Below are 12,661 nucleotides of genomic sequence, written 5' to 3' on the forward strand. Positions count from 1 at the left end.
GTGTCAGACACCTCACGTGGACATTTTGATTATTTTTTCGTGTGGGATGGACAGATTTGTTGAGATTAGAGTTTTCATTTACCGATTCGCTTAATAAAAGCCAGTAATGGGGAAAGCAAGATGTTTCCATTTCCTGTGTCACTCAGAAAAGGCCAATAACGGTAAAAGGAAGTCGGTTTCATTTCCCGATTGGCTCAGAAAAGGCCTGGGACGGTAAAAGGAAGTCGGTTTCATTTCCCGATTGGCTCGGAAAAAGCCTGGGACGGTAAAAGGAAACAAGCTTCATTACCCGTTCCACTCAGAAAAAGCTGGTGACGGTAAAAGGGAACCGCCTAGACCCGACCAAAGGATAGGATGGTTACTTTCTTTCTCTAAGCATTTTATTTAAATGGGCTGTAGCTTCCCTATTTAATTCATCAATTTCAATACTTTGTATAGTAATTGATGGAATCGTTTTTTTGTTTACTAGCTATCCATTTATTTGGATGAAATAAAAAAGCGGAGAGGTTTGGTCTAAGGGAGCTCCTATTACTTTCCTATATTATACTATTAACATTTTTATGCTTTGCCATATTTAATGATATCTTTGTTTACGCCAATCAAGTACTGTATTAAACCCTTTAGCCGTAGCCTCAAAATATTATATTGACAAACGGAATAAAGTATCATAATATGTCAAATAGCATTAATTATCAGTATATTAGGAATAGAGGGGATCATATGAAAAAGAGAATGCTTTTTATGTTTTTGTTGGTTTTTGGATGCGTTTTTATAATAGCGGGTTGCAGTTCTTCAAGCAAATCTGATTCAGGGAAATTGGTCGTTCACGTTGGGACAAGCCCAACCTATCCTCCATTTGAATCAGAGGAAAATGGGGAGCTTGTCGGTTTTGACATTGCCTTGATCAAGAAGATAGCGGAACAAGAAGGTTTTGAAGTTGATATGTCTACTATGCAATTTGATGGCCTTGTTCCAGCGTTGAAAGCGGGGCAAATAGATGTTGTAGTGGGTGCGGTGACTATTACGGATAAACGGATGGAAAGTGTCAACTTTTCAAATGCTTATTATGAGTCGGGGCTATCTATTCTGACAAAGCCAAATGCTGAAATTAATAGTTTTGAAGATTTAAAAGGCAGACTGATTGGTGTACAGAAAGGTACTTCTTCTTACAATTATATGGTAGCAAACGGGATTGAAGATCAAAACATCAAACAATACGCTGATATTAGCACTGCTTATAGCACGCTAGAGAATGGCGGGATTGATGCAATTTTATATGACAATCCATCAAACATTAATTATCTTAATGTACAAAAAACAGATGCAATCATTGTCGGTGACATATTAGCAGGTGAACATTATGGAATTGCCGTAAACAAGAAGAAAGAGGACCTGCTTAAAAAAATAAATGACGGGCTAGCCAAACTTCAAGAAAATGGCGAATACGAGAAGTTATTTGATGAGTATTTAAATGGCGAGAAGAACGGTTTAGTAAAAGGTGTTAAAAAACCTGAGGATGTTGTCATATCTGTCAAATAACATATAAAAAAATATGAAATGTAACGAAGTTTTGAATGAAAAGAAATTGGCTAAATCGCCAGTTTCTTTTATTCGCTCTTCCTAACCTGTAGGGGTTATTTAATTGCAAAGATGAAAATATGATTTTTAAAAAGGAGAGCGATGAAATTGCAAGTGATTTGGGATAACTTTCCGCAGATTATGGAAGGTCTTAGATTAACAGTCTATTATTCGATTGTAGCTATTATACTAGCTGTTATTTTCGGTTTGATAGCCGCCTTGATGAAATTGTCGAAATCCGCGACTTTACGCGGACTCGCTACTGTTTATATTGAAGTATTCCGTTCTACTCCATTACTAGTTCAGTTATTCTTTATTGTTTTTGGTCTAACTGGTGTATTGCCATTAAATGAATGGTTTGGTCAAAAGTTCTACCCGATTATGGCTGCAACAATAACTCTCGCCTTACATGAAGGTGCGTATGTTTCAGAAATCATTCGCGCTGGAATTCTTGGGGTAGATCGAGGACAGAAGGAAGCAGCGGCAAGTATCGGGATGACTGAATTTCAAAGAATGCGTTATATCGTATTGCCTCAAGCTTTTAAACGGATGATTCCGCCACTTGTCAATCAATCTGCACAGACGATTAAGGATACATCGTTGCTCGCCCCTATTGGGATCATTGAATTGGTATATAGAGGCCAGATCGTTATTTCTTCCACATTTGAACCATTTACCATTTGGGTTGTTATCGGTATTTTATATTTTATTATAATCTTCTCTGTCTCACAATTTGCAAGCTATCTTGAAAGGAGGATGCAACTTGATAAACGTTGAGAACCTTCACAAGTCATTTGGTGAGCTCGAGATTTTAAAAGGAATAAGCGCTCAAATTGCTAGTCAGGAGGTCGTCGTTATCATTGGACCTTCTGGAAGTGGCAAAAGTACATTCTTGCGTTGTCTTAATGGGCTTGAGGAAACTACAAGTGGAAAGATTGAAATTGCTGGTATGGAATTAACAGATCCGAAAACGAATATTAACCAATTAAGACAAAATGTTGGCATGTGTTTTCAACAATTTAATTTATTTAAACACTTAACAATTATGGAAAATATCACAATTGGCCCTATTAAGGTATTAAAGAAAAGTAAATCAGAAAGTGAAGAACTGGCACGTGATTTGCTGAAAAAGGTCGGATTACACGGTAAAGAAAACAATTATCCAGACCAGCTTTCAGGTGGCCAGCAGCAACGAGTAGCCATTGCTCGTGCATTAGCAATGAAACCGAAAGTAATGCTGTTCGATGAACCCACATCTGCACTTGATCCAGAAATGGTCGGCGAGGTTCTTAATGTTATGCGTGATCTAGCTAATGAAGGAATGACAATGGTTGTTGTTACTCATGAAATGGGCTTTGCACGCGAAGTTGGTAATCGGGTACTATTTATGGATGGAGGTTACCTTGTTGAAGAGGGGACTCCTGCAGATATTTTCGGTAACCCAAAAGAGAAACGAACCCAAAGTTTCCTAGCTAAAGTCTTATAGAGGTCAAAACCTTTGAACTTGCACCCTAACTGTTAATCACAATAACAATTGGAGGTGCTTTTTTTTGTGGGAAAATTGCAGCCTGATTCCGTGCCTTTCACTCCTCGAATGAATTGAGTAAGAATTCCCCATTTTACTTTTATCCCTAGCACTTGCAAGGGATCGAAAAGGCGAGGTTGGGGGTAGTAAGGATAGGCTTAGCTAGCCTGTGATTTCATTTTGCGAATAAAGTGAAGACATCATCTGTCGCTTACATTTCAAAAATTTAAAATTTTTTGAGAGAATAGAAGGAAAATTGATTCGGGCATCGAATAAATTATGTATTAACGGAATTGATAGGGAACTTTTCCTTAAATGGTTATGAGGGGGAGATATTGTTCATATGAATACTTTTGTGGAAGAGTTGACGCCGTATCTTGTTAAAAAGAGAAGAGAGTTTCATCAGTATCCGGAAGTTGGCTGGACGGAGTATGTGACTACTTATAAGATTGCGACAGAACTTTCGGCGCTTGGATTTTCATTGGCGATAGGGAAGGAAGCCATTAGAAGCGGTGAGCGTTTAGGTGTTCCGGCCGATAGTGAATTGGAAGAGGCTGAGGAGAGGGCAAGGCAGTTTGGTGTACCGGGGGAGTTTCTTGCTAAACTTAAAGGCGGTTATACGGGTTTAGCTGCAAGTCTAGACACCGGCAAAGTCGGAAAGCATATGACGCTGAGGTTTGATATCGATGCCTTGCCAATTAAGGAATCAAAGGATGCACAGCATCTTCCTTCTAAAGAAGGATTTGCTTCTGTAAGAGAGGGGGTTATGCATGCGTGTGGACATGACGGTCACATAACAATCGGCCTAGGGGTTGCGCATTATCTCTCGCAAGTAAAAAATGATCTTTCTGGTCGTTTTACCCTTATCTTTCAGCCTGCTGAAGAAGGAGGAAAAGGTGCGAAGTCGTTCGTTGAAAATGGTTGGCTTGATGGAACAGATTATTTCATTAGCGGTCATATCGGTATTCATTCTCTTCCTGTAGGGGAAATTGCTGCGACGACTGATAAGTTTTTATCAAGTACAAAAATTAATGTTGAGTACAAGGGAAAGTCGGCGCATTCGGGGCTTGAACCAAATAAAGGGAAAAATGCGTTGCTGGCATCTGCTGCGGCTGCACTCCATCTTAATGGAATTACTCGTCATATGGACGGGGCAACAAGAATTAATACCGGCAAGCTTGAAGCAGGAAGCGGCCGAAATATTATCGCTGAGTATGCAAGAATGGAAATCGAGACTCGCGGTGAAACGGATGAGTTAAATGAATATATGACAGGAGAAGCTCTGCGAATCATCCAAGCTAGTGCGGGTATTTATGATGTCAAAGTAGATACTGAAATCGTTGGAACAGCTCCGATTGCACTGTGTAATGAAGAGTGGGTGTCTATCGCTAAAGAAGCATCCGAAAAAACAACAACTGTCACAAATATTATTCCTAGCTTGCCACTAGGTGCCTCAGAGGACGTAGCTTATATGATCAACCATGTTCAAGCTCAAGGAGGCTCAGCATCCTATCTCATTTTTTGTTCTCCGTTAGCTGCTGGCCATCATCATCCAAGCTTTGACTTTGATGAACAGGTGCTGCCAACTGCTGTTGAAATGATTTCACGCATGATCGAGTTACTCCAATCAAGGTAAGAGCTATTGCGAATAACTACAGCACCAATTTTTTACGGAAACAAGCAGGTGATCAGATGAAAATACGGATTGGCGTTATTGGGCCTAAGGACTCGGTTAATCAAATCATGAAAACAGGAGCCCAGATGGAGGAATTAGAGCTAATTCCCTTTTTCTATGAAAATATTGAGGAAACGCAAGGGATTATCTTAAACAATCAAGATCGCATTGATCAATGGTTTTTCTCAGGTCAGGCCCCTTATTACTATGCACTAGCAAAAGGGTATATGACGAAAGAGGCGGGAAGCTATATTCCTTTAAATGGCTCGAGTTTATTGAGCACTTTATTAGAGTCCTTTGTTAAAGAGGGAAAGATTATCTATCGATTTAGCTTAGATAGCATTCAGCAGGATGAAATGGAGAAAGCTTGCGGGTTTTTCAATCATCAGGATTTTACAATCTATACGAATCCATATCATGGATATATGCCTGCGGAAAAAATGATCGAGTTTCATAAAGAATTATACGAAAAGGGGCAAACAGACGTAGCAATAACATGTTTGAATGCTGTATATACGAAGCTGAAAGAGCTTGGCATTCCTGCATTCCGTGTTGCCCATTCTGAACTAGCGATCCAACGGGGACTAGATTTTCTTATAGCAAGGGGTCGTGCCAGCTGGTACAGGCAGTCTCAACTTGTTATTTTGGGCGTTGAGGTCATCTATCCATCAGCTGTTCAGGAAGGCTATAACATGCCATTTAAATTAAAACATCAAGAATTAGATTTGATGCGAATTTTATTGCATTTTGTTGAAGAAATTAATGGCTCACTTGCAAAAATGGGCAACGGTTTATTCTTTATATACACGACACGTGGAGATTTAGATTATTTGCAAAAGCAAAGGGAATTACAGGCTTTAATAGATGAAATCCGAATAAACAGTGAACTACCAGTAAGAATAGGAATCGGCTATGGATATACTGTGCTCGAAGCAGAGCAACATGTCAGGATCGCTTTCGAACAGGTAAGAACTTACAACGAGCCAGTTATTATTGCGGTCAACGAGAACAAAGAAATAACCGAAGTGATTGGACAAAATAAACAACTAACCTTTCAAACCCGCAATCTCGGAACAAGGTGGGAGGAGCTATTCAAGGATGCAAATATTAGTTCAGCCCATGTAATGAAAATTAAATCGTTTGCTCATCATCACCGCCAAACAGACATTACAGCACAGGAATTAGCTAGATGGTTAAAAAGTACAGAGCGGAATGCAAGAAGAATACTATCTGAAATGGAGCAAATCGGATTAGCAAACGTAATAGGTGAGGAATCGACTGGAAGAGGAAGGCCGCGGAAGGTGTATGAGCTCCAATTTCATAGACTTGACTAGTTATAGACTATTAATTTCTAAGTCTGAATATTAAAAATTAGAATTGGGAGTGAAGCTATATGGAAATAACAATAGATCATAAACTAAACCACTATTTAAATGTGCACACTGCCACTCAGCCAAAAATAATACCTAATAGCCATACGATTACATTTATAACGAAAAAAACTGGTATTCCACAAGTTTGGACATTGGACATGCAGTCAGCTGAAATTGAACAATTTACCAATTTAAATGATCGTGTCCTCTCTGTCTATCATTCTCCAAGTGGAAAAAAGGCGATCATAGGGATGGACCATCACGGAAATGAAAAGCAACAATTTTATATAAAAAGAGCCGAGGGCACCGTTTTTGAAAAATTAGTTGTCTCTAATGAGCATTTCCATAATTTTGGCGGTTGGTCACCAGATGAAAAGAAAATTGCCTACTCAAGCAATAGAAGACATCCAGGATATTTTGATGTATTCGTCATGGATGTTGAAACAATGCAGGAAGAGGCTGTGTATGAATTTGATGGGAATTGCACCCCGTTGTTGTGGCTTAAAGATGGGAAACAGATCGTCCTTCGTGTTCAAGAAACGAATATTGACAGCTCTTTATATATTTTAGACGTTGAGAAAAAAGAGCTCACTCGTATTGGCGATTCGACTGTTTATGCGCGCTACCAATCCCTTGTTGTAACGAATGACAAGAAAGGCGGCTATGTGTTATCAGATATTCACCACGACACATTGGATGTTTATCGTTTGAGCTTTGATGTGCCTGCAGATCTGCAAAAGGTATTCTCTGTTGACCGATGGGATGTAGTGGAGATTTCCTTATCACCTAATGAAATGAAGCTTGCATACACGGTTAATGAAGGAGGGATTTATTCACTCCGCGTCTATGATTTAGGAACAGGCGAGCATACTGAAATATACGGAATTCCGAGTGGAGTAATTGAATCAATTTCATGGCTTGATGAAGAAAACATGATTTTCTGCCTGAAAACCCCAACCGTGCCTGGTGATATTTGGTCTGCCTCTATAAATGATAGCGTGATAGAGAGACTTACTTTTCTTAGTAAAAGTGAGGACATTGAGCATTTGTGGATGGAGCCTGAATTATGTACATTTTCTTCATTTGATGGGTTAGAGGTTCCGTACTTCATCTATGGGAAAAAGGAACAATCTCAACCAGTAGTTGTCTATGTTCACGGCGGACCAGAGTCGCAAATAAAGGCTGAATTTAATCCAGTTATTCAGTACTTAGCGGGAGAAGGCTATGCTGTTGTTGCTCCAAATGTCCGCGGCAGTATGGGATACGGCAGAAATTACGTTCAATTAGACGATGCGCGCAAACGGATGGATGCGGTAGCTGACCTTTCGTGGCTCGTTCAAGATTTAATTAATAATAGAGCAGTCGATAAAAATAGAATTGGAATCATGGGCCGCAGCTATGGAGGATTTATGGTATTAGCAGCCTTAACTCATTATCCTCATCTTTGGGCTGCTGGAGTCGATATTGTCGGTATTTCTCATTTCCGAACTTTCCTTGAAAATACGGGTCCTTGGCGCAGGAGATTACGCGAATGTGAATACGGTTCTTTAGAGAATGATAGTGAATTCTTTGAAGAAATAGCGCCGTTAAACCACACAAACAAGATTTCTGTTCCTTTACTAATTTTCCACGGCCGTAATGATACGAGAGTTCCAGTTACAGAGGCTGAACAACTAGCAGCAGATCTTCGCAGCCAAGATAAAGAAGTAGAACTTGTTATCTTCGATGATGAGGGACATCAAACAGAAAGAATAGAAAACCATATCAAAATGAATTCGATGATTGTTGCCTTCATGAACCAACATCTTAAGGGATAAAGTGAAACTTTAATGAAAAAAGCAAAGGGAACCGCGAAAATTGCGGCTCACCTAGCTCAAATCTATTCGTTCATTTTGTTATCATAGACGACATTTCCGTCAATAAAGGTCTGAAGAACGGAGCTTCGTTGATCAAATGGGTCTCCATCCCAAATAACAAAGTCAGCATCTTTGCCGCTTTCAATCGAACCAACACGATCCTCAACACCTAGATGTTTAGCGGCATTTAATGTAATTGCCTGTAGTGCTTGCTGTTCGCTAAGGCCATTTTTTACAGCATGAATAGCACTTGTTATTAAATATTCGATGCCGACAACTGGATGATCCGTTGTAATGGAGACCGGAACACCTGCATTGACTAAAGCAAGAATGGTATGCCAACCTTTATCAGCTAATTCGATTTTCGATTTAGTAGACATCGTTGGACCAACGGAAACACGGACATCGTGTTTAGCGATAAAATCGGCAATCTGGTGCCCCTCCGTGCAATGCTCAATCGTAAGGTTGATATCGAATTCCCGCTTAATGCGAAGCACAGTGGCGATATCATCGGCTCTATGTGCATGCACGCGAAGTGGGATTTCCTTCTTTAATACTTTAACTAAATTTTCTAGTCCAAGCTTACGTTCTTTAGATTCACCTTGAAGGTAATTTTGCGCTTTAATCAGCTCTTCGCGGAGTTTAGCGGCAACACCCATTCTAGTAATTGGCATTCTGCCCTTTTCACCGTGAAAACGTTTAGGGTTTTCGCCTGTAGCTGCTTTCATACCAGATGGTTCTCTTATAATCATTTCATCAACAACGTTTCCGACAGTCTTAAGAGTGACCATTTCACCACCAATGACGTTAGCACTCCCGGGCATAATTTGCACGGTTGTCACACCAGCTTTGCGGGCATCTGCAAATCCGGCCTCCTGTGGGTTTATCCCATCTATAGCCCTAACCTCAGGAGTAATGGGACTGCTTGTCTCGTTAAAATCGTGTCCTTCTTTGCCAATGCCTTCTTCGTGGACACCAAGATGGGTATGTACGTCAATTAAACCAGGTGTAACCACTTTTCCGTGAGCATCAATTACACGGTAATCATTTGGGATGTTATGAGCTGATTCTAGAATACGATCAAATTTCCCGTCTTTAATAAGTAAAGTGCCTGATTCAATCACCTTGTCAGTACCGTCATAAATCTTTGCGTTAGTAATAGCTAACATCATTATCACTCCAATTCGCAAAATAATCATTGATTTCTGAAATATTTTTATTTATAATACCTTTTAATTCCTTATTTAGATAATAATTTATAATTTGAATATTGTAAACGGGTAGTTTTTTTTGAAAAATGTTTGTATTCCGTTAGTAATTATACAAATTAGTATAGGAACGAGGTATGAGATGAAATATGAAATTGATGAATTGGATCGTGGCATTATAAAGCATTTATCGAAAAATGGGAGAATGTCTTTTGCAGAATTAGCGACATTACTTAATGTGACAGAAAAGACCATTAGGCTTCGCTATAAAAATCTAGTAGATAAGGAAATTTTAAATGTAGTAGGTGTAGTTAATCCAATCGCACTGGGACTAAAGGCTGGTGCTATCATTCTGTTGAAGGTACAGCCTGACTCGATAAAAGAAGTAATCGAACAGGTCAGTTCCATTCCAGCCATTCGTTATGTGACCGTAACGTCTGGAGAGTATCCTCTGCTAGTCCAAATTACGGTTGAAAGTCAAGAGGAAATTACTGAAACGATTTATCAGTTAAATAGGATTAAAAATATCACTTCGCTCAATACAATTGTCCAGCTAGATGTTTACAAAAATAGCTTCGAATATATTTAGCTAGTGGTTATGAAATGTTAGAAAAAAATGTACAAAATGGGGGACTAGACAATGAAACTATTTATTTCTGCTGATATGGAAGGGATTTCGGGAGTTGCTACCAATCAACAATTAAAAACAACAAGTGAATATCAGCGCTTTCGAAAATTAATGACAGCTGATGTGAATGCAGCAATCGAGGGGGCTTTCAATGGAGGGGCAACTGAAGTTGTAGTAGCAGATGGGCATGGAAATATGTCCAATATCATCATTGAAGATCTTGACGAGAGAGCAAGACTTATCTCTGGAAACAACAGGGTCATGTGTCAACTTGAGGGATTGGATGAAACGTTTGACGGGATTATGTTTGTTGGCCACCATGGTCGTGAGGCAGGATCAGATCGAGCCGTCATCAGCCACACCTTAGCAGGTATATGTGTGAATGAAATGAAGATTAATGGCAAAGTCGTTGGCGAAACAGAGATGAATTCTTTCGTAGCTGGTGCCTTCGGAGTACCGCCAATCTTTATTAGCGGCGATGATGCTTACGTGAGTGAAGTGTTAGAAACTTTACCTGAAGTTGAAACAGCAGTAGTCAAGCGGGCTGTTGATCGCTTTTCCGCTGAGTTGCTTCATCCTAAAGTTGCGCAAGAGCTTATTCGTGAAAAAGCAGAAAAAGCTGTAAAGCAGTTAAACAAGTATCAGCCTGTAACCTTCACGGGGCCAATCACATTTGAAATCAACTTCAAAGGGCCTCAACAAGCAAAAATGACAACAACCTTGCCAACAGTAGAACTGGTTAGTCCGACAAGAATACGTTTTACATGCGACGATATGATCACAGCTTATAAGCATATGTGGGGTTGTGTAATCATTGCTATGACAGCAACTAACGGTGTCCTTGGAAGTGTCAATGCGTAATTCGGTAGTATTATGGAAAGTTTCCAGAATTTTTTTAAGATAAGGCGCTTGCGCTTTTCCTAAATGGAGGTGTTGTTTATATGTATATAGTGAAGCGGTTTTTGACGATGATCCTAACCATTTGGGTTATTGCTTCATTAACATTCGTTATTATGAAATTTATACCTGGTGACCCATTCGCATCCGATTCTGATGTGTTGCCACCAGAAATATTAGAAAATATGCGCGCCAAATATAATTTGGACAAGCCGATACCAGTCCAATATGTTCTCTATATTAAGAATCTAGCGATGCTAGATTTGGGGACATCCATACAATCAGAGACACGTACGGTTAACCAAATTATCTCTGAAGGATTTCCTGCTTCAGCCTTATTAGGAATTCAGTCTATTATAATCGCGCTCATTTTTGGAATCATGCTTGGGATTATAGCGGCCCTTAATCATAATCGATTTTTGGATTATGCCTCCATGGTTATAGCCATTATCGGGATATCGATTCCAAGCTTTATCTTAGCACCATTTTTAATGAAGTTTTTCGCTGTTGATTGGGGCCTCTTCCCAGTCGCATCATGGGGGACATGGCAGCATTCAGTTCTCCCATCCTTAGCACTTGCTACAACACCATTAGCCGTTATTGCGCGGTTTATGCGGTCGAGTATGCTGGAGGTTATGAATCAGAACTACATAAAGACGGCAAATGCGAAAGGTTTATCCACGACAAGCCTCGTTATGAAACATGGGATTCGCAATGCGATTTTACCAGTCGTAACGTTCATTGGCCCATTATTTGTCTCACTTATAACAGGTACATTTGTTATTGAGAAAATATTTGCGATACCAGGAATAGGCCGCTACTTTGTGGATAGCATTTTTAACCGTGATTATCCAGTGATTATGGGAACGACTGTATTCTTTAGTGCGCTCCTTGTCGTTACTCTCTTTTTGATTGATATCTCATATCGCTTTATTGATCCAAGAATTAAGCTATCGAGTAAGGGGGATTAATATGATAGAAAAAAGTGTGGATCAATCCTTATTTCGACCTGTAGACCCCAAAAGGAAAGAAGTTGACCCGATACAAAGACCAAGCTTAAGTGTTTGGAAAGAAACCGTAATAAGTATTATGAAAAATAAGCTAGCTTTATTTGGTCTATTTCTGTTGATGGTTATTGTATTCTTTTCGATCTTTGGACCAATGATGGTTCAGTTCACTGCTTCCGAGCAGGCGTTAACGAAAGCTAATATGCCGCCTTCTAATGAGCATTGGTTCGGGACGGATGATCTTGGGCGTGATATGTGGGCAAGAACATGGATGGGAGCAAGAATCTCCCTAACAATCGGATTGGTTGCTGCATTAATCGACCTCATCCTTGGATTAGTAGTAGGCGGTTTGTCTGGTTACATGGCTGGCCGGGGGAAGCTCGGAGATAATGTCGATGGTTTCCTAATGAGAATTGTCGAAATACTATATGGAATTCCATACCTTTTAGTAGTTATTCTTCTAATGGTTATTATGGACCCAGGTGTCACAACGATTATTATTGCCCTCTGTGTAACTGGATGGGTCGGAATGGCACGAATAATTCGTGGACAGGTTCTGCAATTAAAGTCACAAGAATATGTAATGGCAGCAGAAAAGCTCGGAACGTCTCATGCAAAAATCATTACTCGCCATTTATTACCGAATACGATGGGAATTATCATTGTAAACTTAACCTTTACCATTCCTAGCGCGATATTTGCCGAGGCCTTTTTAAGCTTCCTTGGATTAGGGGTTCAGGCTCCATTTGCAAGCTGGGGAACGATGGCAAACGATGCATTAGGAGTCATCTTAAGCGGGCAGTGGTGGAGATTATTCTTCCCAGGATTCTTAATATCATTGACGATGTTTGCCTTTAATGCCTTTGGTGATGGATTACAAGATGCTCTTGATCCACGAGCCCGAGATTAGGAGG

The 12,661-nt window shown here is 39.8% G+C and carries 11 protein-coding genes; 10 read left to right on the forward strand and 1 reads right to left on the reverse strand.

Annotated elements, in window-relative coordinates:
- Positions 1–720 precede the first annotated feature (720 nt).
- The 6 genes from F7731_RS09805 (at position 721) to F7731_RS09830 (ending at position 7,968) form a co-directional block, all read left to right on the forward strand.
- Positions 721–1,539: a basic amino acid ABC transporter substrate-binding protein gene (locus F7731_RS09805; protein WP_170289673.1), complete on the forward strand. Its 819-nt coding sequence runs from the start codon at positions 721–723 to the stop codon at positions 1,537–1,539.
- 153 nt (positions 1,540–1,692) lie between these two features.
- Positions 1,693–2,355, forward strand: coding sequence for an amino acid ABC transporter permease (locus F7731_RS09810; RefSeq protein ID WP_246197186.1), 663 nt, complete (start codon positions 1,693–1,695; stop codon positions 2,353–2,355).
- Positions 2,342–3,064, forward strand: a complete 723-nt coding sequence (locus F7731_RS09815; protein WP_151534603.1) for an amino acid ABC transporter ATP-binding protein — start codon at positions 2,342–2,344, stop codon at positions 3,062–3,064. The genes F7731_RS09810 and F7731_RS09815 overlap by 14 nt, the downstream gene beginning before the upstream one ends.
- Positions 3,065–3,446: 382 nt before the next feature.
- On the forward strand, positions 3,447–4,739 hold the full coding sequence (locus F7731_RS09820; RefSeq protein WP_151534604.1) for an amidohydrolase: 1,293 nt from the start codon (positions 3,447–3,449) through the stop codon (positions 4,737–4,739).
- A 56-nt stretch (positions 4,740–4,795) separates the two neighbouring features.
- A complete protein-coding gene (locus F7731_RS09825) occupies positions 4,796–6,112 on the forward strand; it encodes a helix-turn-helix domain-containing protein (RefSeq protein WP_151534605.1) in 1,317 nt (438 codons plus the stop codon).
- Positions 6,113–6,171: 59 nt separating this feature from the next.
- Entirely contained in the window at positions 6,172–7,968 is a 1,797-nt protein-coding gene (locus tag F7731_RS09830) for a S9 family peptidase (RefSeq protein ID WP_151534606.1), read from the forward strand.
- A 62-nt stretch (positions 7,969–8,030) separates the two neighbouring features.
- On the opposite strand, the gene F7731_RS09835 is transcribed toward F7731_RS09830, so the two are convergent.
- Positions 8,031–9,176 (reverse strand): amidohydrolase, encoded by a 1,146-nt coding sequence (locus F7731_RS09835; protein ID WP_212031167.1) that lies wholly within the window; start codon positions 9,174–9,176, stop codon positions 8,031–8,033.
- A gap of 181 nt (positions 9,177–9,357) precedes the next feature.
- Here F7731_RS09835 and F7731_RS09840 point away from each other — a divergent pair, with 181 nt between their 5' ends.
- The 4 genes from F7731_RS09840 (at position 9,358) to F7731_RS09855 (ending at position 12,657) form a co-directional block, all read left to right on the forward strand.
- Positions 9,358–9,804, forward strand: a complete 447-nt coding sequence (locus tag F7731_RS09840) for an Lrp/AsnC family transcriptional regulator (RefSeq protein ID WP_151534608.1) — start codon at positions 9,358–9,360, stop codon at positions 9,802–9,804.
- A 51-nt stretch (positions 9,805–9,855) separates the two neighbouring features.
- Entirely contained in the window at positions 9,856–10,704 is an 849-nt protein-coding gene (locus F7731_RS09845) for a M55 family metallopeptidase (protein WP_151534609.1), read from the forward strand.
- Between the two features lie 80 nt (positions 10,705–10,784).
- The gene (locus tag F7731_RS09850) at positions 10,785–11,711 is read left to right on the forward strand and encodes an ABC transporter permease (RefSeq protein WP_151534610.1); all 927 of its coding nucleotides are present in this window, start codon (positions 10,785–10,787) and stop codon (positions 11,709–11,711) included.
- Between the two features lies 1 nt (position 11,712).
- A complete protein-coding gene (locus F7731_RS09855) occupies positions 11,713–12,657 on the forward strand; it encodes an ABC transporter permease (protein WP_151534611.1) in 945 nt (314 codons plus the stop codon).
- Positions 12,658–12,661 lie beyond the last annotated feature (4 nt).

The organism is Cytobacillus depressus, from assembly GCF_008923245.1.
Lineage (GTDB): Bacteria > Bacillota > Bacilli > Bacillales > Cytobacillaceae > Cytobacillus > Cytobacillus depressus.

What these genes read in the sequence shown, in the direction of transcription:
- F7731_RS09830 (WP_151534606.1), top strand. Translation starts at nt 6,172, where the DNA reads ATGGAAATAACAATAGATCATAAACTAAACCACTATTTAAATGTGCAC.
- F7731_RS09855 (WP_151534611.1), top strand. Translation starts at nt 11,713, where the DNA reads ATGATAGAAAAAAGTGTGGATCAATCCTTATTTCGACCTGTAGACCCC.
- F7731_RS09805 (WP_170289673.1), top strand. Translation starts at nt 721, where the DNA reads ATGAAAAAGAGAATGCTTTTTATGTTTTTGTTGGTTTTTGGATGCGTT.
- F7731_RS09835 (WP_212031167.1), bottom strand. Translation starts at nt 9,176, where the DNA reads ATGTTAGCTATTACTAACGCAAAGATTTATGACGGTACTGACAAGGTG.
- F7731_RS09845 (WP_151534609.1), top strand. Translation starts at nt 9,856, where the DNA reads ATGAAACTATTTATTTCTGCTGATATGGAAGGGATTTCGGGAGTTGCT.
- F7731_RS09850 (WP_151534610.1), top strand. Translation starts at nt 10,785, where the DNA reads ATGTATATAGTGAAGCGGTTTTTGACGATGATCCTAACCATTTGGGTT.
- F7731_RS09820 (WP_151534604.1), top strand. Translation starts at nt 3,447, where the DNA reads ATGAATACTTTTGTGGAAGAGTTGACGCCGTATCTTGTTAAAAAGAGA.
- F7731_RS09825 (WP_151534605.1), top strand. Translation starts at nt 4,796, where the DNA reads ATGAAAATACGGATTGGCGTTATTGGGCCTAAGGACTCGGTTAATCAA.
- F7731_RS09840 (WP_151534608.1), top strand. Translation starts at nt 9,358, where the DNA reads ATGAAATATGAAATTGATGAATTGGATCGTGGCATTATAAAGCATTTA.